At 65.7% G+C, this 26,921-nt stretch carries 27 protein-coding genes, 1 tRNA gene and 1 riboswitch; of the genes, 9 read left to right on the top strand and 19 right to left on the bottom strand.

Annotated features, from left to right (window positions below; genetic code table 11):
- Positions 1–14: 14 nt before the first annotated feature.
- A complete protein-coding gene (locus LB547_RS00915) occupies positions 15–323 on the top strand; it encodes a PIN domain-containing protein (RefSeq protein WP_140761089.1) in 309 nt (102 codons plus the stop codon).
- A gap of 24 nt (positions 324–347) precedes the next feature.
- Here LB547_RS00915 and LB547_RS00920 read toward each other — a convergent pair whose 3' ends face one another.
- Genes LB547_RS00920 through LB547_RS00930 form a run of 3 tightly spaced genes read right to left on the bottom strand, consistent with a single transcriptional unit; the run spans position 348 to position 3,571 of the window.
- Positions 348–1,565: an ABC transporter permease gene (locus LB547_RS00920; RefSeq protein WP_140670215.1), complete on the bottom strand. Its 1,218-nt coding sequence runs from the start codon at positions 1,563–1,565 to the stop codon at positions 348–350.
- 1 nt (position 1,566) lies between these two features.
- Complete coding sequence (locus LB547_RS00925; RefSeq protein ID WP_140564194.1) at positions 1,567–2,274, bottom strand: ABC transporter ATP-binding protein; 708 nt, start codon at positions 2,272–2,274, stop codon at positions 1,567–1,569.
- 4 nt (positions 2,275–2,278) lie between these two features.
- The gene (locus LB547_RS00930; RefSeq protein ID WP_140495412.1) at positions 2,279–3,571 is read right to left on the bottom strand and encodes an efflux RND transporter periplasmic adaptor subunit; all 1,293 of its coding nucleotides are present in this window, start codon (positions 3,569–3,571) and stop codon (positions 2,279–2,281) included.
- A gap of 130 nt (positions 3,572–3,701) precedes the next feature.
- Between LB547_RS00930 and LB547_RS00935 the strand changes: the two genes are divergently transcribed.
- Both LB547_RS00935 and LB547_RS00940 read left to right on the top strand, forming a co-directional pair.
- On the top strand, positions 3,702–4,634 hold the full coding sequence (locus tag LB547_RS00935; protein ID WP_140495414.1) for a PhzF family phenazine biosynthesis protein: 933 nt from the start codon (positions 3,702–3,704) through the stop codon (positions 4,632–4,634).
- A gap of 107 nt (positions 4,635–4,741) precedes the next feature.
- Positions 4,742–4,817: transfer RNA gene (locus LB547_RS00940), tRNA-Lys, on the top strand.
- Positions 4,818–4,875: 58 nt separating this feature from the next.
- Here LB547_RS00940 and LB547_RS00945 read toward each other — a convergent pair.
- From LB547_RS00945 to cbiE, 8 genes are read right to left on the bottom strand one after another with little or no spacing between them, the layout of a single operon-like run.
- Positions 4,876–5,115 (bottom strand): hypothetical protein, encoded by a 240-nt coding sequence (locus tag LB547_RS00945; RefSeq protein WP_140761075.1) that lies wholly within the window; start codon positions 5,113–5,115, stop codon positions 4,876–4,878.
- A 39-nt stretch (positions 5,116–5,154) separates the two neighbouring features.
- Positions 5,155–6,165, bottom strand: a complete 1,011-nt coding sequence (cobT, locus tag LB547_RS00950) for a nicotinate-nucleotide--dimethylbenzimidazole phosphoribosyltransferase (RefSeq protein ID WP_140495559.1) — start codon at positions 6,163–6,165, stop codon at positions 5,155–5,157.
- Between the two features lie 24 nt (positions 6,166–6,189).
- Positions 6,190–6,966: an adenosylcobinamide-GDP ribazoletransferase gene (cobS, locus tag LB547_RS00955; protein WP_140664644.1), complete on the bottom strand. Its 777-nt coding sequence runs from the start codon at positions 6,964–6,966 to the stop codon at positions 6,190–6,192.
- Positions 6,967–6,969: 3 nt separating this feature from the next.
- Positions 6,970–8,283, bottom strand: a complete 1,314-nt coding sequence (locus tag LB547_RS00960; protein ID WP_140495561.1) for a cobyrinate a,c-diamide synthase — start codon at positions 8,281–8,283, stop codon at positions 6,970–6,972.
- A complete protein-coding gene (gene cobA, locus LB547_RS00965) occupies positions 8,280–9,098 on the bottom strand; it encodes a uroporphyrinogen-III C-methyltransferase (RefSeq protein WP_140495562.1) in 819 nt (272 codons plus the stop codon). The genes LB547_RS00960 and cobA overlap by 4 nt, the downstream gene beginning before the upstream one ends.
- On the bottom strand, positions 9,095–9,859 hold the full coding sequence (cobM, locus tag LB547_RS00970) for a precorrin-4 C(11)-methyltransferase (RefSeq protein WP_140559572.1): 765 nt from the start codon (positions 9,857–9,859) through the stop codon (positions 9,095–9,097). Before cobM ends, cobA begins: the two co-directional genes overlap by 4 nt.
- Positions 9,856–10,242 carry a cobalamin biosynthesis protein gene (locus LB547_RS00975; protein WP_140521152.1) on the bottom strand — a complete coding sequence of 129 codons (387 nt, stop codon included), beginning with the start codon at positions 10,240–10,242 and terminating at the stop codon, positions 9,856–9,858. The genes cobM and LB547_RS00975 overlap by 4 nt, the downstream gene beginning before the upstream one ends.
- The gene (gene cbiE, locus LB547_RS00980; RefSeq protein WP_140761062.1) at positions 10,239–11,474 is read right to left on the bottom strand and encodes a precorrin-6y C5,15-methyltransferase (decarboxylating) subunit CbiE; all 1,236 of its coding nucleotides are present in this window, start codon (positions 11,472–11,474) and stop codon (positions 10,239–10,241) included. Before cbiE ends, LB547_RS00975 begins: the two co-directional genes overlap by 4 nt.
- 1 nt (position 11,475) lies before the next feature.
- On the opposite strand from cbiE, the gene LB547_RS00985 reads away from it, so the two are divergent.
- Positions 11,476–12,237 carry a cobalt-precorrin-6A reductase gene (locus LB547_RS00985; RefSeq protein WP_140761047.1) on the top strand — a complete coding sequence of 254 codons (762 nt, stop codon included), beginning with the start codon at positions 11,476–11,478 and terminating at the stop codon, positions 12,235–12,237.
- On the opposite strand, the gene LB547_RS00990 is transcribed toward LB547_RS00985, so the two are convergent.
- The 8 genes from LB547_RS00990 to LB547_RS01025 form a co-directional block, all read right to left on the bottom strand.
- The gene (locus LB547_RS00990; RefSeq protein WP_140495567.1) at positions 12,201–12,965 is read right to left on the bottom strand and encodes a precorrin-3B C(17)-methyltransferase; all 765 of its coding nucleotides are present in this window, start codon (positions 12,963–12,965) and stop codon (positions 12,201–12,203) included. The genes LB547_RS00985 and LB547_RS00990 overlap by 37 nt on opposite strands.
- Positions 12,962–13,732, bottom strand: coding sequence for a precorrin-2 C(20)-methyltransferase (locus LB547_RS00995; protein ID WP_140521148.1), 771 nt, complete (start codon positions 13,730–13,732; stop codon positions 12,962–12,964). Before LB547_RS00995 ends, LB547_RS00990 begins: the two co-directional genes overlap by 4 nt.
- Positions 13,729–14,361, bottom strand: a complete 633-nt coding sequence (locus LB547_RS01000; protein ID WP_140495569.1) for a precorrin-8X methylmutase — start codon at positions 14,359–14,361, stop codon at positions 13,729–13,731. The genes LB547_RS00995 and LB547_RS01000 overlap by 4 nt, the downstream gene beginning before the upstream one ends.
- Before the next feature lie 2 nt (positions 14,362–14,363).
- The gene (gene cobG, locus LB547_RS01005; protein ID WP_224655896.1) at positions 14,364–15,839 is read right to left on the bottom strand and encodes a precorrin-3B synthase; all 1,476 of its coding nucleotides are present in this window, start codon (positions 15,837–15,839) and stop codon (positions 14,364–14,366) included.
- Complete coding sequence (locus LB547_RS01010) at positions 15,836–19,579, bottom strand: cobaltochelatase subunit CobN (protein WP_140761003.1); 3,744 nt, start codon at positions 19,577–19,579, stop codon at positions 15,836–15,838. The genes cobG and LB547_RS01010 overlap by 4 nt, the downstream gene beginning before the upstream one ends.
- A gap of 16 nt (positions 19,580–19,595) precedes the next feature.
- Positions 19,596–20,648 (bottom strand): cobalamin biosynthesis protein CobW, encoded by a 1,053-nt coding sequence (gene cobW / locus LB547_RS01015; RefSeq protein ID WP_140495572.1) that lies wholly within the window; start codon positions 20,646–20,648, stop codon positions 19,596–19,598.
- A 2-nt stretch (positions 20,649–20,650) separates the two neighbouring features.
- Positions 20,651–21,097, bottom strand: coding sequence for a DUF1636 family protein (locus LB547_RS01020; protein ID WP_140495573.1), 447 nt, complete (start codon positions 21,095–21,097; stop codon positions 20,651–20,653).
- Between the two features lie 37 nt (positions 21,098–21,134).
- A riboswitch (cobalamin riboswitch) is annotated at positions 21,135–21,339 on the bottom strand.
- A gap of 29 nt (positions 21,340–21,368) precedes the next feature.
- Entirely contained in the window at positions 21,369–22,568 is a 1,200-nt protein-coding gene (locus LB547_RS01025) for a winged helix-turn-helix domain-containing protein (RefSeq protein WP_140631022.1), read from the bottom strand.
- A 333-nt stretch (positions 22,569–22,901) separates the two neighbouring features.
- Between LB547_RS01025 and LB547_RS01030 the strand changes: the two genes are divergently transcribed.
- From LB547_RS01030 to LB547_RS01050, 5 genes are read left to right on the top strand one after another with little or no spacing between them, the layout of a single operon-like run.
- Positions 22,902–23,267 (top strand): NADH-quinone oxidoreductase subunit A, encoded by a 366-nt coding sequence (locus LB547_RS01030; protein ID WP_140495575.1) that lies wholly within the window; start codon positions 22,902–22,904, stop codon positions 23,265–23,267.
- Positions 23,258–23,839 (top strand): NuoB/complex I 20 kDa subunit family protein, encoded by a 582-nt coding sequence (locus tag LB547_RS01035; RefSeq protein WP_140495576.1) that lies wholly within the window; start codon positions 23,258–23,260, stop codon positions 23,837–23,839. Before LB547_RS01030 ends, LB547_RS01035 begins: the two co-directional genes overlap by 10 nt.
- A gap of 4 nt (positions 23,840–23,843) precedes the next feature.
- Complete coding sequence (locus LB547_RS01040) at positions 23,844–24,446, top strand: NADH-quinone oxidoreductase subunit C (RefSeq protein ID WP_140495577.1); 603 nt, start codon at positions 23,844–23,846, stop codon at positions 24,444–24,446.
- Positions 24,446–25,636 (top strand): NADH-quinone oxidoreductase subunit D, encoded by a 1,191-nt coding sequence (locus LB547_RS01045; protein ID WP_140495578.1) that lies wholly within the window; start codon positions 24,446–24,448, stop codon positions 25,634–25,636. Before LB547_RS01040 ends, LB547_RS01045 begins: the two co-directional genes overlap by 1 nt.
- Positions 25,637–26,914, top strand: a complete 1,278-nt coding sequence (locus tag LB547_RS01050) for an NADH-quinone oxidoreductase subunit E (RefSeq protein WP_140495579.1) — start codon at positions 25,637–25,639, stop codon at positions 26,912–26,914.
- Positions 26,915–26,921 lie beyond the last annotated feature (7 nt).

Here is a 26,921-nt window from a genome sequence, read left to right on the forward strand (position 1 = left end):
CGTGCTGATCGCCAATGCCGACATACGAAGGTCTGAGTGGCTGCCTGCAACCCCAAACATCGGGTGCGTGCGCGGACAATCGTCTCGATCAGGATGTGTTGCCACTGTTTGCAGGCCGCATTCTGCCTTTCGACCTCGACGCGTCGCGCGCCTATGCCGACCTCATGGTAAAGGCGAGAGCCTCAGGCAAGGCGATCGGCAATGCGGATGCCTACATCGCGGCCACGGCCGCAGCAAACGGTCTTACGGTCGCCACCCGCGACACCGGCCCATTCGCGGCCGCCGGATTGAATACGATCAATCCCTGGGAAACAGCGTCGTAGCCGCGCCTTTGCTTTCCAATCGCCTTATTCATGCCGCAGCGCGTCGATCGGGTCGAGCCTGGCGCCGCGCAGCGCCGGGAAGAAGCCGAAGACCATGCCGATCAGCGCGGAAAAGCCGACGGCGAGCAGGATGACTGCCGGGCTCGGCGCAAAGGGAATGGCCAGCGTCGCCGAGGCGAGACCGGCCAGCGAGAGCCCGATCAGGATGCCGATGATGCCGCCGAGCAGCGACAGCACCGTCGCCTCGACCAGGAACTGGATGAGGATGTGCTTTTCATGCGCGCCGATGGCTAGCCTGATGCCGATCTCGCGGGTGCGCTCGGTGACCGACACCAGCATGATGTTCATGATGCCGATGCCGCCGACCAGCAGGCTGACGCCGGCGACCGCGCCCAGCATGCCGGTCATCGTGGTGGTGGCGCTGGCCATGGCATCGGCGATCTGGGTCATGTCGCGGATCGCGAAATCGCTTTCGCGGTCGGGCGTGAGGCGTCTGGCGTCGCGCAGAATATCCTCGACGCGCGGCTGCAGCTCGCTGGTCGGGGTGCGGTCGTCGGCGGCGACGTAGATGTTGTCGATGTTGCGGTTGCCGGCAATGCGCCGCTGATAGGCATGCAGCGGCATCAACACGACATTGTCCTGGTCCTGGCCGAAGCCGGTATAGCCCTTCGGCTCGAGCAGGCCGATGATCTTGCAGGAGGTGCGGTTGACGCGGATGATTTCGCCCTCCGGGTCGCCGGCACCGAAGAACTGCTGGCGCACCGTCTCGCCGATCAGGCATACGCCGGTGCCCGAGCGGGTCTCGGACTCGCTGAACGAACGGCCTGAGACCAGTTTCCAGTCGCGGGCATCGAGATAGGCGCTGTCGGTGCCGGTGACGCCGGAGGTCAGGCTCTCGGTACCGAAGATGACGCGGACCTGCTTCTGCGAGGCCGGCGAAATGGCGCGTGCGCCTGTCAGATGGGCAATGAGCGCGGCAAGATCCTTTTCGGTGAGCGGACGGACGACCTGGTCGAGCCCGCCCGGGCCGCCGGGGCCGGCCGGGCGGCCGGAGCGCACAACCAGAAGATTGCTGCCGAGCTTGGCGATGTCGTCCTTGACCTTGGCGGTGGTGCCGGCGCCGATGGTGAGCATGGCGATGACCGCGGCGACGCCGATGACGATGCCGAGCAAGGTCAGGAACGAGCGCAGCATGTTGCGGCGGATCGAGCGCAAGGAGAGGCGGAGGGTTTCCCAGAGCATGTCAGGCCACCTCGACGGTCATGGTGTCGGAGGCGACATGGCCGTCGAGGAAGCGCACCGTGCGCTCGGCATATTCGGCGACGTCGGCCTCGTGGGTGACCATGGTGATGGTCAGGCCAAGCTCCTTGTTCAGTTGCGTCAGCAACTCCATGATCTCGTGCGTGCGGGCAGTGTCGAGATTGCCGGTCGGTTCGTCGGCGACGAGCAGCGTCGGCCTCGTGACGATGGCGCGCGCGATCGCCACGCGCTGTTGCTGGCCGCCGGAAAGCTCGGCCGGCGTGTGATGCTCGCGACCGACAAGGCCGACTTGCGCCAGCGCCTGCATGGCAAGATCGCGGCGCTCGCGGCCGGCCACGCCGCGATAGATCAGCGGCAGTTCGACATTTTCCGCCGCCGTGGTGCGCGCCAGCAGATTATAGCCCTGGAAGACGAAGCCGACATAGAGGTTGCGCAGCATGGCGCGGCGGTTGCGGTCGAGCCGGCCAGCATCGACGCCCATGAAGGAATAGGTGCCGGCGGTCGGCGTGTCGAGGCAGCCGATGATGTTCATCGCCGTCGATTTGCCGGAGCCGGACGGGCCCATGATGGCGACGAATTCGCCGCGCCGGATCGCCAGGTCGACGCCGGCCAGCGCGTGCACCTTGGCTTCGCCATGGCCGTAGCTCTTCCAGACCTTGTCGAAGGTGATGAGGGGGGCGCCCATCGCCACGGCGTCAGCTCCGCTGCTGCGAGGCCGTGATGACCTGCGCCCCCTCCGACAGGCCCGAGGTGATCTCGGTCAGCTCGCCGTCGGTCGAGCCGATCCTGACGTTGACCGGATGCGGACGGCCTTTCTCCAGCACGTAGAGCATGCGTGAGCCGTCGGTCGGCGGCGCTGCCGCCTGGCGCTGGCGATTGCCGCCGGGACGTCCCATGCGGCCGGTGAACAGGTCGCTCAGGCTCCAGCCGCGGGCGGCCTGCTGCGCAGGACGATAGCGGAAAGCGGAGGAGGGGACGGTCAGCACGTCCTTAGCCTGCCGGGTGACGACCGAAACAGTGGCGGTCATGCCGGGGCGCAGCAACAGCTCGTTGTTGTCGACCTCGAGCCGCGCATTGTAGGTGACGACGCCGTCGGTGGTGACCGAGGCGTAGGAGATGTCGCGGATCTCGGCGTCGAACGGCCGCTCCGGGAAGGCATCCACGGTGAAGCGGGCATGCTGGCCCGGCTTCACCGCGCCGATATCGGCTTCGTCGACCGCCGCCACCAGTTCCATGTTCCTGAGATCGGCGGCGATGATGAACAGCACCGGCGCCTGCAAGGAGGAGGCGACCGTCTGGCCGGGGTCGACAGAGCGCGTCAGCACGATGCCGTCGATCGGCGCATAGATGGTGCTGTTGGCAAGGTCGGTCTGCTGCGATTTCAGGTCGGCGTTGGCGATGGCGAGATTGGCCTCGGCGCTATCGAGCGCTGCCTTCGAACGGTCGCGGGTCGCGGTCGCCGCTTCGAGCGACTGGTCGGTGGCCATGCCGCGCTTGGTGAGGGCGGCGGCGCGCACGAGCGCGCTTTCATTCTCGGCCAGCGTCACGGTGGCGTCCGCGACATTGGCGGCGGCCGCCTTGGCGGATGCCTCGGCGCGTTCGATCTGCACCTGCAGCTTGGCGGTGTCGAGCGCGGCCAGCACATCGCCCTTCTTGACCTGCTGGTTCTCGTTGACCGAGACTGAACGAATGATGCCCGAGAGCTGGCTGGAAATGTCGACCTGGGTGAGGGGCTGCAAGGTGCCGGTCGCCGAAACCTCGACAGTGAGGTCGGCCTTGGCGGCGGGCGCCGTCGTATAGTCGATCTTGACCGGCGAGCCGGCATACCACTGGTAGCCGGCAAAAGCCGCGACAAGGACGATCAGCGCCAGCAGCGCATAGAGCCAGCCGCGGCGGCGATTCTTGCGCCGCCCCGTCTGGTCGAGCCCGAGCGCGGTCTCGATGGCGGAATCCGATTCCGTCTTTGGCAGATTGACAATCTGGTCCACGCCGGACCCCCTGAAGCGCAATAAGTCCCTATGAGTGCACAGATCAGTGCTAATGGTTCGAATATCAAATTAAATTTCGCTCATGTTGGGATTGAGGCAGAAATTCGGATCAAAGCGGAAGGTTTCCTCCATGAGACGTGATTACTTGCTTTACGATGTGTTTACGACCGATCGGCTGGCCGGCAACCCGCTGGCGGTGGTGTTGGACAGCGGCGGACTGGACACGGCTGCGATGCAGGCCATCGCGCGAGAGTTCAACCTGTCGGAATCGGTGTTCGTGCTGCCGCCGGACAACCCCAAGCACCGCGCCCGCATCCGCATCTTCACGCCCGACTATGAAATGCCTTTCGCCGGCCACCCGACCGTGGGTTCGGCGATCGCGCTGGCCGAACTGGCCGATATCGCGCTCGCTGAAATGGCCGACAATGACGGCGCTGCGAGCATTTTCGTGCTGGAGGAAAACATCGGCCCGGTGCGCTGTGCCGTCAGCAAGCACGATGGCGCCACCTTCGCCGAATTCGACCTGGCGAAGCTGCCGGAGCCGCTGAAGCTCGAAGCCGACCCGGTGGCGATCGGCGCCGCCCTTGGCCTGGCGCCGCACGAGATCGGTTTCGAGAATCACCGCGTCGCGTTCTGGTCGGCCGGCGTGCCCTACGTGACCATTCCGGTGGCCAATCTGGAGGCGGCGGGCCGGATCCGGCTCGACAACCAGGCCTGGTCGGAACTGGCGCCGCGCAAGAGCGAATGGGCCTTTGCCAGCCCCTATGTGTATTGCCGAGAGACGGTGAACCACGAGAGCGCCTTCCATGTGCGCATGATCGTGCCTGGCACTCCGTCCTACGAGGACCCGGCGACCGGTTCGGCGGCGGCGGCCTTCGCCGGCGCCGTCATGCATTTCGACGCTCCGACGGATGGCGTTTCGCAGCTCTGGATCGAACAGGGACTGGAGATGGGGCGGCCCTCGCGCATCCGCCTGGAACTAAGTGTACAGGGCGGAAAACTGGTCTCGGCGCGCATCGGTGGCAACGCGGTCAAGGTGGCGGAAGGCAAGCTGTTCGTCTGACCATCTGCGTCACTTCGGCGATTTGTCGGGAAATGATTCCGGCAGGGCTGGACAGGACCGGCATCGGCGGCTATATGCCCGCCAACGCCGGTTTTTGCCGGCCGAGTGGGTGCGTAGCTCAGTTGGTAGAGCAGCTGACTCTTAATCAGCGGGTCCACAGTTCAATCCTGTGCGCACCCACCAAATTCTTCAAAGACTTGGTGGAAAGACCTGAATGGGCCGGTTCAATTGCCGCGCTCGTTCATCGGCTGCTTTTGCCGCCGGGCCGCCTTTGGCCAGGAGAGATGTAGGATTTTGTAGCTTGGTCAAAGACTACGATTGGCCGCGCCGAAAAACGCGGCTCAGAAACCTGCCGAACCAGAAAAACAACGAGAATTGCGGTGTCGATCGGGCCGTAAGTTGAATATCCACTGTGCCGAAGCACACCAGCAAGCAGCACGGCGATAGTCATAGCAGCGGCAGCCGGGTGAAGCTTTTTCATCCACCAGATCTATTCGAGAATCGCTACAACCGGAAGATGTTACTTCTCCGACACGCCGGCCTCGGCAAAGCTTGCCATCCTCGCATGGCACTCCAGCGCCGAGCGGACGATGTTGACGGCGAGGCAAGCGCCGGAGCCTTCGCCGAGCCGCATGCCGAGGTCGAGCAGCGGCGGCAGGTCGAGCGCTTCGAGCAGGCCGCGGTGACCCGATTCAGCCGAGACGTGGGCGGCGATCGTATGAGCAAGGCCTGTGGAGTGCAGCTTTGCCAAAGGTGCTGCGGCTGCGGTGCAGACGAAGCCGTCAAGCAGCACCGGTATGCCCATGTGACGGGCGGCAAGCGTGGCGCCGAAGATGGCGGCGAGTTCGCGGCCGCCGAGCGCCGCGGCAACCCCCAGGGGGTCGGCAAGAATGGCGGCGTGGCGCTTCAAGCCCGATTCGATGGCAACCACCTTGCGCTCGAGGCCGGCATCGTCGACGCCGGTGCCGCGTCCGGTCCATTTTTCGGCATCGCCGCCGAACAGCGCCGCCGAGATCGCGGCGGCCGGCGTGGTGTTGCCGATACCCATCTCGCCGAAGCAGACGAGATCGAGATCATCAGTCACCGCATCGTAGCCGGCCGAGACGGCGGCAAGAAATGCCTTGTCGTCCATCGCCGGCGTTTGCGTGAAATCGCCGGTCGGATGGTCGAGATCGAGCGGAATGACGTCGAGTTCGGCGCCCGCGATGCGGGCGAGCTGGTTGATGGCCGCACCGCCGCCGGCGAAATTCGCCACCATCTGCACCGTGACTTCCGAAGGATAAGCCGACACGCCTTGCGCGGTAACGCCGTGGTTGCCGGCGAAGACGAAAACTTTCACCCGCTCGAGCCTAGGCATGTCGCGGCCCTGCCAGCGCGCCAGCCACGCGGCGATGGACTCAAGCCGGCCGAGGCTGCCCTGCGGCTTGGTCAACGTGTCCTGGCGGCGAGCGACCGCGCTCGCGGCGGCGTCATCGCCATCAGGCAGGTCGAGGCAAGCAGCGCGCAATTCATCTAGGGATTTGAAAGGCATGGAAGGAAATTCTCCGAAACAGAGTCAGGAAAGGGCTACGGAAGCGACGAGCAGCACCGCGATTTCGCTCACCTGTTGCATAGCGCCGATCGTGTCGCCGGTCTGGCCACCGATCTGGTTGAGGCAAAGCGCGTGGAAGGCGGCAAACAGCAGTCCGAGCAGGATAAGCGCCGCGATGGCGCCGCCAAGCCCGAGCAGGAGGAGCGGGATGGCGCCGAGCACGGCGCCGGCGAGGGCAATTTCCCGCGAGACGGTGCCGGCGCCGGCCGAGAGGCCATCGTCGCGCGCCGGGGGCAAGAGATGCATGAAGGCGCCGAATACGCCGCGCGAGGCCGCATGGGCGGCCAGGAGCGCGAAGAGAGCTTGTGTGGGATCGACGAATTCCGACAGCGCGCTCCAGCGGATGAGCAGCGACAGCGCCAGCGCCATGGCGCCGTAGGCGCCGATTCGGCTGTCGCGCATGATCTCCAGCTTTCGACCGCGCGTGTTGCCGCCGCCAAAACCGTCGGCGACATCGGACAGCCCGTCCTCGTGCAGGCAGCCGGTGGTAACCGCGGTTGCAACCAGGGCAAGGGCTGCCGCCGACCCGATGGCAAGGCCAAACCGTTCCGCCGTGGCAAAGACGATGGCGCCGATCAGGCCGACGACGAGGCCGGCGACCGGGGCGGCCCAGATCGCGGCGGCAAGGCTGCGGCCGCGAAAGTCGATGACGGGCAAGGGCAGCCTGGTGAAGAAGACCAGGCAGAGGGCAACATCGCTGGGGATTTGCCGGAGCGAAAGGGTGACCTTCGGGAACTTCATGCCTCAGCCCCTTGCGATGGCATGGAAGAAGGTGCCGCTGACTTGGCCGCGCCGGTAGCCCGAGGCGCCGATCGGATTGCCTTGCCCGTCGGCGAGGTCGGCCAGGGGCTCGTCATCGCCGGCCGCCGTCATCTGCGCATAATGGAATTCGTGCCCGCGGATCAGCGCGCCCCGCGGGCCGAGCGGACAGTCGGCGCGCAGCCGCGCTTCGCGATAGCCGAGGTTCATCTTGCGCTTGGCGAAGCTGGTTGAATGGCCGAGCAGGCCGAGCATTTTGTGCGTTTCGCCAGATGCATCTTCCAGGGCTTCGCCAAGCACCATGAAGCCACCGCACTCACCATGGATGGGCTTCGTCCCGGCGAACCTTGCCGTTCCTTTCCGAAAATTCGCAGCGGCGGCGAGACGGCCGGCGTGAAGCTCGGGATAGCCGCCGGGCAGCCAGCAGACGTCGCAGCTGTCGTCAGGCGCCTCGTCCGCGAGCGGCGAGAACGGAACGATCTCCGCGCCGGCCTTGCGCCAGTAGGCCGCGACGTGCGGATAGAGAAAGGTGAAGGCGGCATCCTCGGCAAGTGCGATGCGCTGGCCGGGCGGCTGCAGCGCATCGTCGAAGCTGCCGGGCTCCGGGGCGAGAGGTGTTGCCAGCGCCATGACGGCGTCGAGGTCGAGCGACTTTTCCGCCATGTCGGCCAACCGGTCGAGATGCGCCATCAGGTCATCATATTCACCGGCCTGGACGAGGCCGAGATGGCGCTCGGGCAAGTTGAGCGTGGGATCGCGCAGGATGGCGCCGACGACCGGCAGGCCGATCGCCTCGATGGCGTCGCCGGACAGCCGGCGATGGCGCTCGCTGCCCAGCCGGTTGAGTACGATGCCCGCCATGCGAACCTCCGGATCGTAGATGGCGAACCCCTTGGCGACGGCCGCTGCCGTGGTCGACTGGCCGGAAACGTCCAGCACCAGCAGCACCGGCAGGCCGTAGAGCCGCGCGAGATCGGCCGCCGAACCGCTGCGGCCCGGCGCGGCCGGAATGCCGTCGAACAGGCCCATGGCGCTTTCGAGGATGACAAAATCGGCGTCGTCGGCGGCATTTACGGCCAATGCGTTGAGCAGCGACGGCGACATCGCCCAGCTGTCAAGATTGACGCCGGACAGGCCGGTGGCGGCGGTGTGGAAGCCGGGATCGATGTAATCGGGGCCGGACTTGGCGCCGCGTACTTTCAGGCCGCGCCGAGTGAGTGCGCGTAAAATGCCGATGGTGACGCTGGTCTTGCCCGAGCCGGAGCGCGGCGCGCCGACGATGATCGCGCGGGCGCTCACGATGCACCCGCCAGCGCCGCGCGCATGGCGACGATGCCGCCGACGACGATCAGCGCCGGTGCGGACAGGCCGGCGGCGGCGGCTTCCTCGGCGATGGTGGCCAGCGTGGCGACGACGATGCGCTCCTGCGGCGTCGTCGCGGCGACGATCACCGCCGCCGGCGTCGATGGCGCCAGCCCGCCGTCGAGCAATGCGGCCGATATCACAGGCAGATTGGCCATGCCCATGTAGACCACAACAGGCTGGCCGGTGCGCGCGATCGCGGCCCAGTCGAGATCGTCATCGGTGCCGGCGGCATGGCCGGTCGCCAGGATTACCGCCTTGTTGATGCCGCGCATGGTCGCGGGGATGCCGGTGGCGGCCAGCGCGCTGAGGCCCGAGGTGAGGCCGGGCAGGACGCGGAACGGGATGTTTTCCCGCGCCAGCGCCAGCGCCTCTTCGCCGCCACGGCCGAAAATATAGGGGTCGCCGCCCTTCAGCCTGACGACGCGGCGGCCCTGGCGCGCCAGCCGGACCAGCAGGGCGGTTATGTCGTCCTGTTTCATCGAGGGTTTTCCGCCGCGCTTGCCGGCAAAGAAAAGCTCGGCGTTTTCGGCAACCGCGACGACGTCCGGGGAGACCAGCGCATCGTAGACCAGCGCATCCGCCTCACTCAGCGCCGCCAGCACTTCCAGCGTCAGGCAGCCGGGATCGCCGGGGCCGGCGCCGGCGAGCCAGACATGGCCGGGCTCAAGCGTCCGCGGCTTGAAGTTCAGCCGGGCAAGCGCCTGTTGGAGCGCGGCGTTCTCGCCCTTATTTTTGGTGCTGTCGCTCACAATCCGTCCCGTCCGCGAAAACGCCGCTGGTAATGCGCGTCGTACAATGAACTCTCGCCAAAGCCTTCCGCCGCCAGCGAGCGGCCGACGAAGATGATGGCCGTACGCTCCATCGGGTCGGCGGCCAGTTGTGCCTCGATGGTTTCCAGCGTGCCGGTCAGCACGCGCTCGTCCGGCCAGGAGGCACGGAAGACGACCGCCACCGGGCAATCGCGGCCATAGAGCGGCGTCAGCTCGGCGACGATGCGATCGATGGCGTGGATGGCAAGATGAATGGCAAGCGTGGCGCCGGTGCGGCCGAAGCCGGCCAGCGTTTCGCCAGGCGGCATTTTTGAAGCGCGGCCGGAGACGCGGGTCAGCACCAGGCTCTGGGCGACTTCGGGAATGGTCAGCTCGCGCCGCAGAACAGCCGCCGCGGCAGCGAAAGAGGGAACGCCCGGCGTCAGCGTGTAGGGAATGCCGTGCCTTTCCAGCCGGCGGATCTGTTCGGCAACCGCGCTCCATACCGACAGGTCACCGGAATGCAGCCGCGCGACATCATGGCCGGCCTTGTGGGCGGCCAGATATTCGGCCTCGATCTCGTCGAGCGACATCGGCGCGGTGTCGATCAGCTTCGTTCCCGGGGTGCAATGCTGCAGCAATTCGGGCGCCACGATCGAGCCGGCATGGAGGCAGACCGGGCAGCTTGCCAGCAGCCGCGCGCCGCGCAGGGTAATGAGGTCGGCGGCGCCCGGACCGGCGCCGATGAAATGGACGGTCATGCCGCGTCTCCGCTGATGGCGATGGCGCAGGTGACCGGGCCGAGCACGATGCGTGGTCCCAGCAGCCTGGCGCCTTCGCCGGCGACGGCCAGCGCCGATGCTTCGGACACCGATGCTGTGCCGGCCAGATCCTGCGAGAGGCTGGAGTTGCTGAGCGCCTTCGTCGACGCTGCTTTAAGCGCTGCCTCATCGACGACAATGACGGGAAGGTTGAGTGTGCGACCTGCGGCAGCGATCGCCTGTTCATCTTTCTTGAGCGTGGCGGTGGCGAGCGACGAGAGCGCCGTCATCGCCAGCCCGTGCGCTTCGAGCGCGGTTTCTATCGCGGCAAGCACGTCCTCGACGCTCACGCCCTTTCGGCTGCCGATGCCCGCGACCATCATGGCTTGATCCAACTCCATTGGGTAACCGGCATCGCCGGCCGCCAGGCCTGCATCGAACCGACAGGCGCGGCGCGGGATATGGCGATGCGGGTGAGATCGCCCCCGAGCTCGGTATGACGGGCAAGAAGCAGCGTCTCCATTTCCAGCGTCACCGCATTGGCGACAAGGCGGCCGCCGGTGCGCAGCGCCTTGATGGCGGCGGTCAGCACGCCGGCATCGCTGCCGCCGCCGCCGATGAAAATCGCATCTGGCGTCTCGAGCCTTGCAAGCGCCTTGGGAGCGCTGCCTTCGACCACGATGAGGCCGGGAACGCCACACGCGGCAGCATTGTGGGCGATGCGGGCGGCGCGGATCGGGTCGGCTTCGATGGCAACAGCGCGCATCGAGGAATGGGCGAGCATCCATTCGATGCCGATGGAACCGGAGCCGGCGCCAACATCCCACAGCAGTTCGCCGCGCCTCGGCGCCAGCGCCGACAGCGTGATGGCGCGGATGTCATGTTTGGTGATCTGGCCGTCATGGTCGAACAGATGATCGGCGAGGCCTGATGTCAAAGGCAGGATACGCGCATCCGGACCAGATTGAATTTCGAGCGCCAGTACATTGAGCGGATTGATGTTTTCGAGGTTGAACGCATGGGCGCGGGCCGAGCGCAGGTTCTCCTTTGGCCCGCCAAGCGCCTCCAGAACCGTCAGCCGCGAGGCGCCGAAATCAAGCTCGGTGAGCAGGCGGGCGATCGCCGCCGGTGCATCGGCATCGGATGTCAGGGCCAGGATGCGTGCGTTGGGTTGCAGCAATGGCCGGATCAGGTCGATGGGGCGGCCATGCAGCGAGACGGTTTCGATGTCCTGCAGCGCCCAGCCAAGGCGAGCGGCCGCCAGCGAAATGGCCGACGGCGCGGGAATGACATGCATCTCCCGCGGCATGACCTTGCGGGCGAGGGTGACGCCGACGCCGTGGAAAAAGGGATCGCCGGAGGCAAGAACGCAAACGCGCTTGCCGGCGAGCGACAGCACGTCGTGCATCTTGGCATCGAAGGGAACCGGCCATGGGCGCGGATCGCCCTTGGCGAATGATGAGACGAGCGCCAGATGCCGCTTGCCGCCAAAGATGATTTCAGCGTCGGCGATCCGCTGCTTGGCCTCGTCGCCGAGACCGGCTACACCGTCCTCGCCTATGCCAACGATGGTGAGCCATTTTTGGTTGGCGCCGCGTAGACTCTTAGCAGGCATGATGACCCACCGCATTCTGATCCTCGGCGGAACCACCGAAGCCCGGCAACTGGCTGGAAAACTGGCAGCCGGTTACTCGGTGATGCTGTCGCTGGCGGGCCGCACCGAAAGCCCGGTGACGCAGGGCGTGCCGGTACGCAGTGGAGGGTTTGGCGGCGCCGATGGTCTGGCCGCCTATCTCAAGGAGACAAGCATCGAGCTGCTGATCGACGCCACGCATCCCTACGCGGCGCGAATTTCCGCCAATGCGGCGCAGGCCGCGCGCATGGCTGGGGTGCCGATCGTCGCTCTGCGCCGTCCCGGCTGGGAGCCTGTCGAGGGCGATCGCTGGACGCAGGTCTATACGACAGGCGATGCCGTGCAGGCGCTTGGACCGGCGCCGCGCCGTGTATTCCTGGCTCTCGGCCGGCAGGAGGTCGCGGCTTTCGAAGCCGCGCCCCAGCACCACTATCTCATCCGCAGCGTCGATCCGGTCGAGCCGAAGCTGGCAGTGCCCGATGCCACCTATCTCCTGGCGCGCGGGCCGTTTCGCGAGGCGGAGGAACGCACGCTGCTCCAGCGGCACGGTATCGACATCGTTGTATCCAAGGACAGCGGCGGCGCGGCGACTTATGGCAAGATCGCCGCGGCGCGGGCGCTTGGCCTCGACGTCGTCATGGTGCGCAGGCCTGTGCTGCCGGAGATCCCTTCGGCTGCGACCGTCGATCAGCTTGCCGACATGGTCGATCATCTTGTCGAGCCTGCCGCAGAGCGCGGCGTGTAGACCAGCGCCGGCCTGTTACCGCGCCTGATGATCCGGGTTTCCGGCGAACCGATGATGATGCAGGTTGCCATGTCCGCCTTGTCGGCATCGGCATCCGCCAGCAGGAACACCTCGATGCGCTCATCGGGCCGGCCTGCGGCACGGCCGAATATAACGGGCGTGGTGCCCGGCAGAATGGCCTTCAGACATTCGAAGGCGCGGCCAAGCTGCCAGGGGCGCGCCTTGCTGATGGGATTGTAAAGCGCGATGACGAAGCCGGCGCCGGCGGCCGCCAGCAGGCGCAGTTCGACCAAGTCCCATGGCTTCAGATTGTCGGACAGCGAGATGGCGCAGAAATCATGGCCGAGCGGTGCCCCGATGCGGGCAGCGACAGCGAGCATGGCGGTGACGCCAGGCACGATTGCGAGGTCGATGGCGCGCCATTCGGAGGGGCCGGCTTCGATCGCCTCGCAGACGGCCGCCGCCATGGCGAAGACGCCTGGATCGCCCCCGGAGACGACGGCGACATTGTGACCTTCGGCCGCCTTCGCCAGCGCCTCGTTGGAGCGGGCAAGCTCTTCGCGATTGTCGGAGGCGATGCGGGTCTGGTCCGGGCGCAATTCCAGCCGGTCGAGATAGGGCTTGTAGCCGTAGAAGAAGCTTGCCTCGGCGACGGCGTGGCTCGCCTGCGGCGTCACCTGATCGGCGTTGCCAGGTCCGAGCCCGATGACAGTGAGGCGGCCGCTCATGCGCCACCCGCCGACGCGACAGGGCGTCCGGACCAGCCGGCGACGAGCACAATGGCGAAATAGGGCGCCTTGTCGTCCGGCTTGTCGGTGAGCCGCATCGAGACGCTGCCCGGCATGGTGCCGCGCTCGACATAGACGGCGCGTGTCAGCTTGCCGGTGGCCTCCAGCGCCCGCCGGATTTTGGGCAGGTTGCGGCCGACCTTCATGATGACGGCGGCATCGGTGTCGGCGAGGCGCCGGGTCAGTTCGAACTCGCTCATCGTGCCCGGCAGCACGGTCAGCACGTCGTCGCCCTGAACGATCGGCAGGCCGGTCGCCGACCAGCAGCCCGACATGGCGGTAACGCCGGGAATGACCTCGGTCGGAAAACGATGGGCGAGGCGCACATGCAGATGCATGTAGGAGCCATAGAAGAGCGGATCGCCTTCCGACAGCACGGCGACCATCCTACCGGCATCCAGATGACCGGCAACGGTCTCGGCGGACTCCTCGTAGAAGGCCGATATCTGCGCGCGGTAATCGTCGTGATCCTTGTCGATCTCCGTGGTCACGGGATAGAGCAACGGCAGCTCCAGCATGTCGGGCCGGAAGCGCGTCTCGACGATGGCGCGCGCATTGCTGTTGTTGCCGCGCTTGGCGAAATACGCCACCACATCGGCCTCGGCCAGCGCACGCGCGGCCTTCAGCGTCAACAGTTCCGGGTCGCCGGGACCGGTACCGACGCCGACCAGGCGGCCCCTCGAGCCGGTTTTGGGGAGCGCGTTCACAGGCCGGGCCTCGCGAGAGAATTGAGGGCTGCCGCGGTCATGGCGCTGCCGCCAAGCCTGCCGCGCACGATTGCATAGGGTACGCCGTAGGAATTCTGCGCCAGCGCGTCCTTCGATTCGGCGGCACCAACGAAGCCCACCGGCATGCCGATGATGGCGGCCGGTTTCGGCGCACCGTCGCGCAGCTTCTCCAGAAGATAGAAGAGTGCGGTCGGCGCATTGCCGATGGCCACCACCGAACCGGCGATGCGCTCGCCCCACAGGTCGATCGCGGCGGCAGAACGTGTGTTGCCGATCGTCCTGGCGATTTCATGCGTGCGCGGGTCGCGCAAGGTGCAGATCACCTCGTTGCCGGCAGGCAGACGGGCGCGGGTGACGCCGTGCGACACCATTTCGGCGTCGCAGAAGATCGGCGCGCCGGCGGCAAGCGCGGCCCGTGCGGCGGAAACGAAATCGCTGGAGAAGACAAAATTCTTGGCGGCTTCCACTTGGCCGCAGGCATGGATCATGCGGACCGCGACATCGGCCTCTGCTTCGGAAAAGCGCGCGAGATCAGCCTCGGCGCGGATGATGGCAAAGGAGCGTTCGTAGATCGCCGTGCCGTCGTGGATGTAGTCGTAGGCGACCATTGTCATTCCTGTCGATAAGCCTCTGCGATGCCGGCCGGCCCCAGCCTCGTCAGGCAGGCGGCGGCGGTCTCGCCCTGATAGCGTGCGCTGCGGATTGCCGCCGCGACGCGGCCGATGCCGCGCGCGGCGTCATAGCCCGGCCTGTAACCGGCAGGAAGGGCCTTTGCCGTCGCGTTCACGACAAGTCCGGCTCCATTTTCGCCGCCGACCACGGTCAGCGCCGCTGGGCCGGGATGCGCGCAACCCTTGGCGCAGCCAGAAACATGCAAGGTGAAGTCAAGACTATCGGCGTTTTCGGTGGCGATCGCCTCGGCAATGTCGCGCGTGGCGATGCGACCCGAGGCGCAAGCCGGCGCGCCGGGACAAGCAGCGATGCGCGTGCGCGGGTCGGTGGGGGCGGTGACGAAGCCGAGGGTGGCGGCTGTTTGCTGGAGGGAAGGATTGGCGGCTGGTGGCTGGCCGAGGAAGAGCAGGGCGCGGCCCGGGGCGAGGCGGATTTCTGACGTGCCGAGAGTGACGGCGCTTTGAGCGAGGGCGATGAGCCTTTCGGTGGGCATGCTGCCGTAGGGGAGACCGATGCCGAGAGTGGGGACGTCGCCGGCTAAGGGGAAAAGGCCGATAGGTTTGCGCGAGGCGCCCCCCTCTGTCCTGCCGGACATCTCCCCCTCGAGGGGGGAGATCGGCGGCTTCGACGTCGGCTTTTCTTTAGCAGCACCGGAAATTGGCGAAACCGTCGGTGACCACGTAATCTCCCCCCTTGAGTGGGAGATGTCCGGCAGGACAGAGGGGGGCGCCTCGCGCAAACTTGTCAGGCATAGCCAACCCGCCAGAGACACCAACTGCCGCTCCGACAAATCCCTTGCGTGAGCATCGCGGCCTTTCTCGGCGATCATCCTTAGAGCCGCGACGGCTATATCACGAGCCACACCTTCATCAGCAACCGCGAGCAGCCTTGCATTCCGCCCGTCACCGGCAACCGACACCCGCCAGCGGATTCCCGCCTCGGTGCTCACCGCCTTCAGCCGCACGTCGGCCGTCACAGCATCCATCGTCAGTTGCCCGCCACCGTCGACAACGACCGAAACCTTCGGCCCGAGCCGCTGCGACAGCCCGGCGTCCTCGACCGCTTCCCTGATCCGATCAGCCAGCGGCCTGGGGTCGACGATCTCCTGCGGATCGATGCCGGCCAGTGGTCCGGTCTCCACTGGTACGCCAGTGCGGACCACAATGCCCAGCGCATCGACTTCCTTCGCCAGCAGGGTTGCACTTTGCGTGGTCAATCCGCGTATTTGCAAGCTGCCGCGCGCTGTCACTTCCATGATGCCGTTGCCGTGCCGCAGGGCGGATTCTGCCAGTCCGATCAGAAGCTTCGGCGACAATCCTCCGGCGACCGGGTTGAGCCGCACCAGCAGGCCGTCGCCGGTCTGCATCGGCGCCGAAAGGGCCGGGCAGGCGCCGCGGCGGGAGTAGGCGTTCATGCCGCCAACTCCCGTGCCTCGGCAATCAGTGCCGCGAGGTCGTCGTCGATCGAATTGCGCAAGGGATGCCAGAGGCCCCGCCGTCGCGCCGACAGGAGGCGTTCGGCAATGGCTTTTGCGGCGGCCGGGTTTTCGCGCAGGATGAAGGCGCGGACGTCCGCATCGCCGAGATAGGCATCGTGCACGGCGTCTATCAGCGCGCCCGGTATGGCCTGCGTGGTTTCGGCGAAGCCAACCAGCCGGTCGACGGTTTCGGCGAATTCCGAGGCGCCGCGAGGGCCGTGGCGCATCTGGCCCGCTATGAAGCGGGCGTTGACAGCGCGGGCGCGCACGACGCGCGTCACAGCCTCACTAAGTGAACGCGGCTTCGGCCTCTGCGGGTCCGTCGTGTCCAGCACGATAACGTCGGCATTCCTGCCAAGCGCTGCAAGGGCGGCCGAAAAGCCGCCGATAAAGGCGACATCGGCGGAGCCTTCGAGGATGTCGCGGCCGGGATCGTCGCCGGTGTGGACGAGAAGATCGGCCTCGGCGATGCGGTTCTCGAAAGCGCCGGGCGCGGCGATCCCTTCACCGCCGGCGCCGCCATAGGCATGCGATGTGGCATCGAGATAGGCGCGGCCGATTTCCTCGCGCGCCGCCCAGTCGCCGCTCGACAGGATTTCCTCGACGCCAGCGCCGTAAGTGCCAGGCGAGGTGCCAAAGATGCGCGGGCTGATCTTGCCCTCGGCGCGGGTCCTTGCGGCGAGCGGATTTTCCGAATCGTCCTCGTCGCGCGCGGCAACGGCGTTGGCAGCGGCATCGATCAGCGCGATCTGGGTCGGGAACATGTCGCGGAACAGGCCCGATATGCGCCAGGTGACGTCGACGCGCGGGCGGCCAAGCGCTGCCGGTGCCAACACCTCGATGCCGGTGACGCGACCTGTGGCGGCATCCCATTGCGGGCGGCAGCCCATCAGCGAAAGCCCCTGCGCGATCTCCTCGCCGCCGGTGCGCAAAGACGCCGAACCCCAAAGGTCGATGATCAGCGAGCGCGGCCAGTCGCCATGCGATTGCATATAGGTGCGCACCACTTCCTCGGCGGCAGCCTTGCCGATGTCGTAAGCCGTCGGCGTCGGCATGGCGCGCGGGTCCGACGTGAACAGGTTGCGGCCGGTGGGCAGAACGTCGGAACGCCCGCGCGCGGGCGCGCCGGCCGGGCCCGCGGTGACATGGCGACCGTCGAGCGCGGCAAGAAGGGCGGCCTTTTCGGCCTTGGCGCTTTGCCGGCGCATAAGGTCGGGCTCTTCGTCGGGCGCGCGGCCGTAGACATGCAGCCCATCCTTGATAGCGAAATCCTTCAGGTCGCAGAGCCAGGCATCGATGCGGCGCAGGGCCTCGTCCGGCGCGTCGGTGCGGGCAACGCCGGCCTCCGCGGCGAGGCCCGTCGTCTGCGCGGTTTCGACGATCAGACTGGCCAGACGGTCGCGGCGGCGGCGGTCGAGACCGTCAGCCTGGGCGTATTCGTCGACCAGCCGTTCGAGCCTGTGCTGGTTCTTGTCCAATCCGGCGCCGGTGAGCGGCGGCGGCAGATGGCCGAGCGTGACGGCGGCGATCCGCCGCTTCGCCTGCGCCGCCTCGCCGGGATTGGAGACGATAAAGGGATAGATGACGGGCAGGGGACCGGTGACGATCTCGGGGAAGCAGCTTTGCGAAAGCGCAACCGTCTTGCCCGGCAGCCATTCCAGCGTGCCATGCGCGCCAACATGGATGAGCGCATGGACGCCGAGCAATTTGCGCAGCCACAGGCCGAAGGCGAGCAATGCATGGCGCGGCGGCAGCGTCGGGTCGTGATAGTCGGCGCGGCGGTCGGCCGAGCGGCCGCGGTCTGGAGCCAGCGCCACGGTGATGTTGCCGAAGGTCGCGGCGCGGAAGGGGAATTTGGCGGCGGGCAGCGCTTGAACACCCCCCTCTGTCCTGCCGGAGATCTCCCCCGCAAGGGGGGAGATTGGCAGTTTCGACGCTGGAGCTACTCTTGCAACGTTGGAGATTGGCGAAGACAGAGATGACGGCGTAATCTTCCCCCTTGCGGGGGAGATGTCCGGCAGGACAGAGGGGGGTGCCTCGCGCAAACCTGTCTCGCCTTCGGCTTTGCCCCAAGCTGCTTCTACGGCAGCAATTGCTGCGCCCGGCAATTCCGTTAAGAAGGCAAGGTACTCATCCAACTCCAACCCAGCCTTGCCGCGCTCCAGCGCATCCACCAACGCACGCGACGTTTGGGGAATTCCCTCAACCGCATAGCCCTGTTCCTTGAGGTCGTGCAGCATCGCCAGCACGCTGGACGGCACGTCCAACCCGACCGCATAGCCGGTGCGGCCGGGAGCGCTTGGGTAATCGGGGATCAGAATGGCGAGCTTGCGCTCGGCGCGCGGCGTTTCCCGAAGCCTGATGAAGGCCGCGACCCGGTCCGCCACCTGTTCGACGCGATCGGGCTCCGGCCGGTTGGCAAAGGCGCGGTGGCCGAGCGCCGGGTCGGTCTCGCTTTCGCCCTTGAACGAAACGGCGCCGGCGAGGATGCGGCCGTCCAGTTCGGGCAGAACGACATGCATGGCGAGGTCGGCGGGCGCCAGCCCGCGCTGGTTCTTCTCCCATACGTCGCGGCGGGTGGTGGCGACGATGACCTGGAAGACGGGAACGCCGGCGCGGTCGAACAGGGTTTCGACGCCGGGTTCGGCGCCGGACGCGAAAGCGGTCGCGGTGATGATGGCGGCGGGCTTGAGCTGGGCAATCGCGGTTTCAACAAAAGCCAGAGATTCCGGGTCTTTCAGGCTGGAGACGAAGATGGGGACGGGGAGCATGTCGCGCTGCCGTAGCGCCTCGAAAAGCGCGTCGATCGGCGCGACATCGGCGGCGAGCAGCATCGAGCGGTAGAAGAGGACGGGAATGGTGCGAGCATTGATGTTGTCAACGTCGAGTCCCGTCACACCCCCCTCTGTCCTGCCGGACATCTCCCCCGCAAGGGGGGAGATTGCCCCGTCATCGACGTTCTTGCCCCTTTCAGATGGTGCAAACACATCCTTTTCTGACGCAACAAAAGAGGAGCCGGCTTTGATGACAGCTGATCTCCCCCCTCGCAGGCGAGATGTCCGGTATGACAGAGGGGGGTGTGACGGAATGCCGACATTCGATAAGTCCGGCTTCTCCACGACTCCGCGCCCCGGCTCATAAAACCCGGCTTTCGGCACGCTTACCGGCTCGGCAATCTCGCCATCAGACCCCGCCAACCGCGCCAGCCTGCGCACCAGCGCGCTCATATTGGCCGGGCCGCCCTGGCGGAAATAATTGAGCAGCCCGTCCAGTTCCTCGCGCGGCAGCGTCGAGGCTTCGATCAGCCTGATATCCTCGTCGTGGCTTTCACCGGGAAGCAGTGCCAGCTTTATGCCGCGCTCACGGGCAACCACGGCCAACTGGTCGCAGCCGTAGCGCCACCACTCGTAACCGCCGAGAATACGCACCAGAATGACTTTGGCGTGACGGGCGACGCTGTCGATCCAGAGGTCGACGGACATGGGGTGGCGCAGGTCGCGCAGCGCGGCCAGCCGCATCGTGGGCAGCCGATCGGCGTCGCCTTTCCAGGCCGCTGCCAGTCCGGCCAGGTCGCTGTCCGTGAAGGACAGCGCCACCATTTCCGCCGGCGTCTGCCGCAGATCGACCGGCTCGGCGAGATCGTCGAGCGAGGCGGATGTGGTGGTGAGGATGTGCATCGCGGTCGGTGTTGCCTCAGCCGGCGAGGATATGCTCGATCGCCGGGCGGTTCAGCCCCTTGAGGCCGATGACGACCAGGCGCGAGCGGCGGTCGTCGTCAGCCGTCCAGGCGCGGTCATAATAATGATTGACGCGCGGACCGACCGCCTGCAGCAACAGCCGCATCGGCTTGCCGCCGACCTCGACGAAGCCTTTCACCCGCAGCACGTTCTCCTGTTCGGCGGCGGTGGCGACGCGCTTTGCCAGGTCGTCCGGGTTGGCGATCGAGGGGATGTCGACGATGAACGTATCGAAGTCGTCGTGCTCGTGGTCGAAGGCGCCGTCATGATGGGACTTGCGGTTCTCGATGTCGTCCTCGACGGCGAGGCCTAGCCCGAGCAGCACAGACGGATCGACCTTGCCATGAGCCGTCGGCACGACCTTCACGGCGCGGGCGGAGTGTTCGCCAATGATGGCGTTGGCGCGAGCCGAACCTGCGGCATCCATCAGGTCGCTCTTCGACAGGATGATGAGGTCGGCGCAGGCGATCTGGTCCTCGAACACCTCCTCGACGGGGTCGTCATGGTCCAGTGTCTGGTCCTGCGCGCGTTGCGCCTGCAGGGCGTCCATGTCGTTGGCGACGCGCCCCTCGGCGAGTGCCGGACCGTCGACCACGGCGATCACGCCGTCGACTGTCACCCGGCTCTTCACCGTCGGCCACTGGAAGGCCTGGACCAGCGGCTTGGGCAGAGCCAAACCTGAGGTCTCGATCAGGATGTGGTCGACTTTCGGCGTCAGCGACAGGATCTGGTCGAGCGCCGGGACGAAATCGTCGGCGACGGTGCAGCAGATGCAGCCATTGGCCAGTTCGACGATGTTTTCCTCCGGGCAGGTGTCGATGCCGCAGCCCTTGAGGATCTCGCCGTCGATTCCGATGTCGCCGAATTCGTTGACGATGATGGCGATCCGCTTGCCGCCCGCGTTCTCCAGGAGATGGCGGACCAGCGTGGTCTTGCCGGCACCCAGGAAGCCGGTGACCACGGTACAGGGGACGCGGGAGAGAGTGGCGGCGGAAACTGCGGCGGTCATGATCAGTCCTTCAGCATGTCGAGGGGAGGAATGCGGGCGACGAGGCCGCGCTTGAGGGAATCCGGGCGACCACGCCACGGAATGAGGCCGTTGGTCGAAGCGGCGAAGAGTTTCGCGCCGGTGACGAGATCGGCGCCGCTGGCGATGTTCAGGTCGCCGAAGACATAACTCCAGCAGCCGTCGCGAAGAATCGCGGCACTGAGACGGCGCTTGCAGTTGCCGAGGCATTCGACGGTGCGGACACGGACATTGTCGGCCGTTGCGGCTTGGCGCGTATCTTGAGCCAAAACTTCGCCGGCGCGGGGATGGGCATCGGAACCGGTCTCGTCGCGGCAGGAAGCGCAGATGATGACAGTGACGCCGGCCAAGGCGTCGCTATCGCCAGACAAGTCGCTATCGCCAGACAAAATGTCCGCTGTTTCAGCCGGGAAACTGCTGTCGCGTTCCAAATCGGGCTCCTTGCCCGGAAAACCCGCCGGGCGATCGGATTCTTATGTCTCAGACGGCAGGTCTCCTGGCTCGCGGGTCATCGCCTTCGTGCCGCCTTCCCGGGACCGTCCCAGTGGTTTTCGGCCTTGGCTCGTCGCTTACAGTTGCGGGGACAGCCGCGGATTTGAAATCGAGATTTCGCACCGCATTCCCTCTTGGCTCCTCCCTTTGCCGAGAGGAGACCGTCTGGAATGGATTTAGGCTCTTGCAGGCGGCGGTGTCAACGCGCGTCTACGACACGGCAATGTCGGCGAGCGGCTGCCCAAGGTCGCCGGCGGGCGTAACCTCGATCCGTTCGAGGCCGAGCCAGCCCTGCATCTGCGTCAATTCCTGGAAGAGTTGCGCGGCGGTTTCAGGCGGCGCGCCGGGCTCGGCATAGGCCGCGTGGACGCGTAGCACGCTGGCCGGCCGGTCGGCCTTGAGGTCGACGCGCGCCACGATCCTGTCGCCGAGCAGGAACGGCAGGACGTAATAGCCGTATTGCCGTTTTTCGGCAGGGGTGTAGATTTCTATGCGGTAGTGGAAATCGAACAGCCGCTCCGTGCGCGAGCGCTCGAAAACGACCGGATCGAACGGCGCCAGCAAGGCGCGGGCCTCGATTTTTCGTGGAATACGGGCCTCCTTATGGAGGTAAGCCGGTTTGTTCCAGCCCTCGACACGCACCGGCACCAGCTCGCCTGTTTCAACCAGCTCCTCCAGCCGGCCCTTCATGTCGGCCGGCGACAGGCGGAAATAGTCGCGCAGGTCGCTTGCTGTCGCGACGCCATGAGCGCGGGCGGATATCCGCAGCAATTCCCGATGCGCGTCCTCGGCAGACGGCACCGGCAGATCGAGGATCGCCCGCGGCAGTACGCGCTCGGGCAAATCATAGAAGCGTTCGAAGCCACGGCGGTGCGCGGTGGTGATGCGTCCTGCCCAGAACAGCCATTCGAAGGCATGCTTGGCGTGGCTCCAGCCCCACCAGCCGCCGGACCCTTTCTGGCCTTCGAGCGCGGAGGCGGCGATCGGGCCGCGCTCCGCGACCTCGCGGTAGATCTCTTCGATATAGGCGGCGTGCTCGCGGCCCCATTTGGCGAGACCCAGATACATTTCATCGCCACGCTCCGCGCGCTGCATGCGCCAACGCATCAGGGGATAGGTCTCGACCGGCAGGAAGGAAGCCTCGTGCGCCCAGTATTCGAAAACCGTGCGCTTGCGCGTGACGGCGGCGTTGTCGAGCAAGGCGAACGGGTAGGGGCCAAGGCGCGAGTAGAGCGGCATGTAGTGAGCGCGCACCACCGCGCTGACGGAATCGATCTGCAGCAGGCCGGTGCGCGAGAGCACGCGGGCGAAGTGGCGTCGGTCGGGCGTGCCGGCGGGGCGGGGATCAGTGAACCCTTGGGCGGCGAGCGCGATGCGCCGGGCCGTGGCAAGCGAGATCTTTTCCTTCATTCGGATGCGACTCTGATGGCTTGTTGAGCGTCGTTCGGACGGTTGATTCCGGCCATGCTAGCAGGGTTTTGGCGGCAACTCTGTCAGGAGAGAAAAGTGGAGTAAAAAGCGAAGGAAATCAAACAGGAGCGGATCGGACCAGTTTCTTCCCTTCTGCCGTCCAGGCCAGTGTTTTGAACAAGGTTTGACTTGCTTCGCCGGAAGCGCTGCGCTAACCCTCGCCGCGTTGCAGCAAAGGCCCCTTAAAACGGTTCAGCGGTTAAACTGTCACGCTTCCGCAATAGGGTCTGGTGCTGTAATCAAAATGGATTGGCGCCAACGGAAAGCCGCAGCATGAACGCACTTCTCAGTTCGTACCTGCCCATCGTCCTGTTTATCGCAGTGGCGGCGGCTGTCGGCGTCGCGCTTATCGTGGCGCCGTTCCTGGTGGCCTATCGCAATCCCGACCCGGAAAAGCTTTCCGCCTACGAATGCGGGTTCAACTCGTTCGATGACGCCCGTATGAAGTTCGACATCCGCTTCTACCTGGTGTCGATCCTGTTCATCATCTTCGACCTGGAAGTGGCCTTCCTGTTTCCGTGGGCGGTGTCGTTCTCGAAAATCGGCATGCTCGGTTTCTGGTCGATGATGGTGTTTTTGGCGGTGCTGACCATCGGCTTTGCCTATGAATGGAAAAAAGGAGCGCTCGAATGGGATTGAGCGACAGTTCCGGCACGCTCGTCGCGCCGAAGCCCAAGGGTCTGATCGATCCCAATACCGGCAGGCCGGTTGGGTCCGATGATCCGTTCTTCCTCGAAATCAACAACGAACTCGCCGACAAGGGCTTTCTCGTCACCTCGACCGAGGCGCTGATCACCTGGGCGCGCAGCGGCTCGCTGATGTTCATGACCTTCGGCCTCGCCTGCTGCGCCGTCGAGATGATCCACACCTCGATGCCGCGCTACGATTCGGAGCGGTTCGGTGTTGCTCCTCGCGCGTCTCCGCGCCAGTCCGACATCATGATCGTTGCCGGCACGCTGACCAACAAGATGGCCCCGGCGCTGCGCAAGGTCTACGACCAGATGCCGGAGCCGCGCTACGTCATCTCGATGGGCTCCTGCGCCAATGGCGGCGGCTATTACCACTATTCTTATTCGGTGGTGCGCGGCTGCGACCGCATCGTGCCGGTCGACATCTATGTGCCCGGCTGTCCGCCGAGCGCCGAAGCGCTGCTCTATGGCATTCTTCTGCTGCAGAAGAAGATCCGCCGCACCGGCACGATCGAACGGTAAATCCATGGCCGCATCCCTGAGCGAACTGTCGACCTATCTCGGCGAAAAATTGATTGGCCGCGTCAATGAAGCAGTGTTCGCCTATGGCGAACTCACCATCCATGTCGAACCGCGCGATCTGATCGAAGTGGTGACTTTCCTGCGCGACGATCCGCGCTGCCAATTCATCTCGGTCATCGATGTCTGCGGCGCCGATTATCCGTCGCGGGCCAAGCGCTTCGACGTCGTCTATCACCTGTTGTCGCCGAAGCAGAATGTGCGTATCCGCATCAAGGTGCAGGCCGACGAGGAGACGATGGTGCCGTCGATCACCGGCGTCTATCCCGGCGCCGACTGGTTCGAGCGCGAGACCTACGATCTCTATGGCGTGCTGTTTTCGGGCCACCCCGATCTGCGGCGCATCCTCACCGACTACGGTTTCGACGGTCACCCGCTGCGCAAGGATTTCCCGCTGACCGGCTTCGTCGAGGTGCGCTACGACGACGAAGCCAAGCGCGTCATCTACGAGCCGGTGGAACTGAAGCAGGAATTCCGCAATTTCGATTTTCTGTCCCCGTGGGAAGGCACCGATTACGTGCTGCCAGGGGATGAGAAGGCAAAGCAGTAATGGCTGAAACCTCCGTCCGCAATTTTAACATCAACTTCGGACCGCAACACCCTGCCGCGCATGGTGTTTTGAGATTGGTTCTGGAGTTGGACGGCGAAGTGGTCGATCGTGTCGATCCGCATATCGGGCTCTTGCATCGCGGCACCGAAAAGCTGATCGAGCACAAAACCTACCTGCAGGCAGTGCCTTATCTCGACCGGCTCGACTATTGCGCGCCGATGAACCAGGAGCATGCCTTCGCACTGGCCGCCGAGCGCCTGCTCGGCATCGAGGTGCCGAAGCGCGGTCAGCTGATCCGCGTGCTCTACTGCGAGATCGGCCGCATCATGTCGCACATCCTCAATGTGACGACGCAGGCGCTGGACGTCGGCGCGCTGACGCCGCCTCTGTGGGGCTTCGTCGAGCGCGAAAAGCTGATGGTGTTCTATGAGCGCGCCTCGGGTTCGCGCATGCATGCCGCCTATTTCCGTCCGGGCGGCGTTCACCAGGACCTGCCGCAGAAGCTGCTCGAGGACATCGGCAAGTGGATCGATCCGTTCCTGAAGTCGATCGACGACCTCGATCAGTTGCTGACCGGCAATCGCATTTTCAAGCAGCGCAATGTCGATATCGGCACGGTTTCGCTGGCCGACGCCTGGGCCTGGGGCTTTTCCGGCGTCATGGTGCGCGGCTCGGGCGCTGCCTGGGACCTGCGCAGATCGCAGCCCTATGAATGCTATTCGGAGCTCGATTTCGATATTCCGATCGGCAAGAACGGCGACTGTTTCGACCGCTACCTCGTGCGCATGGAAGAGATGCGCCAGTCGGCGAAGATCATGCGCCAGTGCATCGATCTCCTGCTCGGCAAGGAAAGCGCCGGGCCGGTGTCGAACCTCGACGGCAAGGTCGTGCCGCCAAAGCGCCAGGCGATGAAGCGCTCGATGGAAGCGCTGATCCACCACTTCAAGCTCTACACCGAGGGCTACCGCGTGCCGGCCGGCGAGGTCTATGCGGCGGTCGAGGCGCCCAAGGGCGAGTTCGGCGTCTATCTGGTCTCCGACGGCACCAACAAGCCTTATCGCTGCAAGCTGCGCGCGCCCGGTTTCGCGCATCTCCAGGCCATGGATTTCCTGTGCCGCGGTCACATGCTGGCCGACGTCACCGCCGTCCTCGGCTCCCTCGACATCGTGTTTGGTGAGGTCGATCGCTAAATGTCAGTCCGTCGTCTCGCAGAAGCCAGCGTCCAGCCAGCATCCTTCGCCTTCAACCGGGCGAACGCGGCCGCGGCCAAGCAATGGATCAAGAAGTACCCGAAGGGCCGGGAACAGTCTGCGATCATTCCACTGCTGATGCTGGCGCAGGAGCAGGAAGGCTGGGTCACCAAGGCGGCGATCGAGACGATTTCGGACATGCTCGGCATGCCGCGCATCCGCGGGCTCGAGGTCGCGACCTTCTACACGCAGTACCAGCTGAATCCTGTCGGCACGCGGGCGCACATCCAGGTTTGCGGCACCACGCCCTGCATGCTGCGCGGCTCGGAAGCGCTGATGGACGTGTGCCGCTCCAAGATCCACCATGACCAGTTCCACACCAACGACAAGGGAACGCTGTCGTGGGAAGAGGTCGAATGCCTCGGCGCCTGCGTCAACGCGCCGATGGTCATGATCTTCAAGGACACGTTCGAAGACCTGACGCCGGAACGGCTGGCCGAAATCATTGATCTCTACGATGCGGGCAAGGGGGCCTCGGTGACGCCGGGGCCGCAGAACGGCCGCACCGGCTCGGAGCCGGCCGCCGGCCTCACGACGCTGAAAAGCGAGAAGGCGATCCTCAAGTCGACCCGTGACAGGGAGGCCAGGGAAGCCGCCAAGGCCGCCAAGGCGGCACCCGACGCGATCATCGCGGCGCCGGTGCCAACGCCGGCCGCCACCCCTGTCGCGCCGTCCAATGCCAGCAAGCCGAAAACCGATGCGGCTGAAACCAGCCCGGCGCTGAAAACGCCGTCGCCGGCCAAGGTCGCGTCGGCAACGGAAAAAGCGGCGAGCGTCGCGGCTCCCCGCCACTCGGCGACAAACGCCAACAAGGCGGCGCCCGAGGTCGAGAAAGTTTTGAAGCCGCGCAGCGGCCCCCTGAACAAGGCTGAGCCGGCTTCCGCGTTCAAGTCGCCGGAAACCAAGCTTCCCGCCAAAGCGGCCAAGCCTTCGTTGGAAGACAAGAACCGGCCGGCCGGCATCGCCAGGCCGGCGCTGGTCGACGATCTCAAGCTGATCTCCGGCGTCGGCCCGAGGACCGAGAGCATCCTGCATTCGCTCGGCATCTTCACCTTCGCCCAGGTTGCGTCTTGGAAGAAGGCCGAACGGGAGTGGGTGGACAGCTATCTCTCCTTCCGCGGCCGCATCGAGCGAGACGACTGGGTCAAGCAGGCCAAGGCGCTCGCCAAGGGCGGCGTCGCCGAATATATCCGCGTCTTCGGCAAGAAGCCGGTCTGAGGGACGA

Source organism: Mesorhizobium sp. B264B1B (assembly GCF_020165765.1).
Lineage (GTDB): Bacteria > Pseudomonadota > Alphaproteobacteria > Rhizobiales > Rhizobiaceae > Mesorhizobium.

Excerpts from the sequence above, each read along its gene's own strand:
- LB547_RS00915 (WP_140761089.1), top strand. The coding sequence starts at position 15 with ATGCCGACATACGAAGGTCTGAGTGGCTGCCTGCAACCCCAAACATCG.
- LB547_RS00920 (WP_140670215.1), bottom strand. The coding sequence starts at position 1,565 with ATGCTCTGGGAAACCCTCCGCCTCTCCTTGCGCTCGATCCGCCGCAAC.
- LB547_RS00935 (WP_140495414.1), top strand. The coding sequence starts at position 3,702 with ATGAGACGTGATTACTTGCTTTACGATGTGTTTACGACCGATCGGCTG.
- LB547_RS00945 (WP_140761075.1), bottom strand. The coding sequence starts at position 5,115 with ATGAAAAAGCTTCACCCGGCTGCCGCTGCTATGACTATCGCCGTGCTG.
- cobT (WP_140495559.1), bottom strand. The coding sequence starts at position 6,165 with ATGCCTTTCAAATCCCTAGATGAATTGCGCGCTGCTTGCCTCGACCTG.
- cobS (WP_140664644.1), bottom strand. The coding sequence starts at position 6,966 with ATGAAGTTCCCGAAGGTCACCCTTTCGCTCCGGCAAATCCCCAGCGAT.
- cobM (WP_140559572.1), bottom strand. The coding sequence starts at position 9,859 with ATGACCGTCCATTTCATCGGCGCCGGTCCGGGCGCCGCCGACCTCATT.
- LB547_RS00975 (WP_140521152.1), bottom strand. The coding sequence starts at position 10,242 with ATGATGGTCGCGGGCATCGGCAGCCGAAAGGGCGTGAGCGTCGAGGAC.
- cbiE (WP_140761062.1), bottom strand. The coding sequence starts at position 11,474 with ATGCCTGCTAAGAGTCTACGCGGCGCCAACCAAAAATGGCTCACCATC.
- LB547_RS00985 (WP_140761047.1), top strand. The coding sequence starts at position 11,476 with ATGACCCACCGCATTCTGATCCTCGGCGGAACCACCGAAGCCCGGCAA.
- LB547_RS00990 (WP_140495567.1), bottom strand. The coding sequence starts at position 12,965 with ATGAGCGGCCGCCTCACTGTCATCGGGCTCGGACCTGGCAACGCCGAT.
- LB547_RS01000 (WP_140495569.1), bottom strand. The coding sequence starts at position 14,361 with ATGGTCGCCTACGACTACATCCACGACGGCACGGCGATCTACGAACGC.
- cobG (WP_224655896.1), bottom strand. The coding sequence starts at position 15,839 with ATGAACGCCTACTCCCGCCGCGGCGCCTGCCCGGCCCTTTCGGCGCCG.
- LB547_RS01010 (WP_140761003.1), bottom strand. The coding sequence starts at position 19,579 with ATGCACATCCTCACCACCACATCCGCCTCGCTCGACGATCTCGCCGAG.
- cobW (WP_140495572.1), bottom strand. The coding sequence starts at position 20,648 with ATGACCGCCGCAGTTTCCGCCGCCACTCTCTCCCGCGTCCCCTGTACC.
- LB547_RS01025 (WP_140631022.1), bottom strand. The coding sequence starts at position 22,568 with ATGAAGGAAAAGATCTCGCTTGCCACGGCCCGGCGCATCGCGCTCGCC.
- LB547_RS01030 (WP_140495575.1), top strand. The coding sequence starts at position 22,902 with ATGAACGCACTTCTCAGTTCGTACCTGCCCATCGTCCTGTTTATCGCA.
- LB547_RS01035 (WP_140495576.1), top strand. The coding sequence starts at position 23,258 with ATGGGATTGAGCGACAGTTCCGGCACGCTCGTCGCGCCGAAGCCCAAG.
- LB547_RS01040 (WP_140495577.1), top strand. The coding sequence starts at position 23,844 with ATGGCCGCATCCCTGAGCGAACTGTCGACCTATCTCGGCGAAAAATTG.
- LB547_RS01045 (WP_140495578.1), top strand. The coding sequence starts at position 24,446 with ATGGCTGAAACCTCCGTCCGCAATTTTAACATCAACTTCGGACCGCAA.
- LB547_RS01050 (WP_140495579.1), top strand. The coding sequence starts at position 25,637 with ATGTCAGTCCGTCGTCTCGCAGAAGCCAGCGTCCAGCCAGCATCCTTC.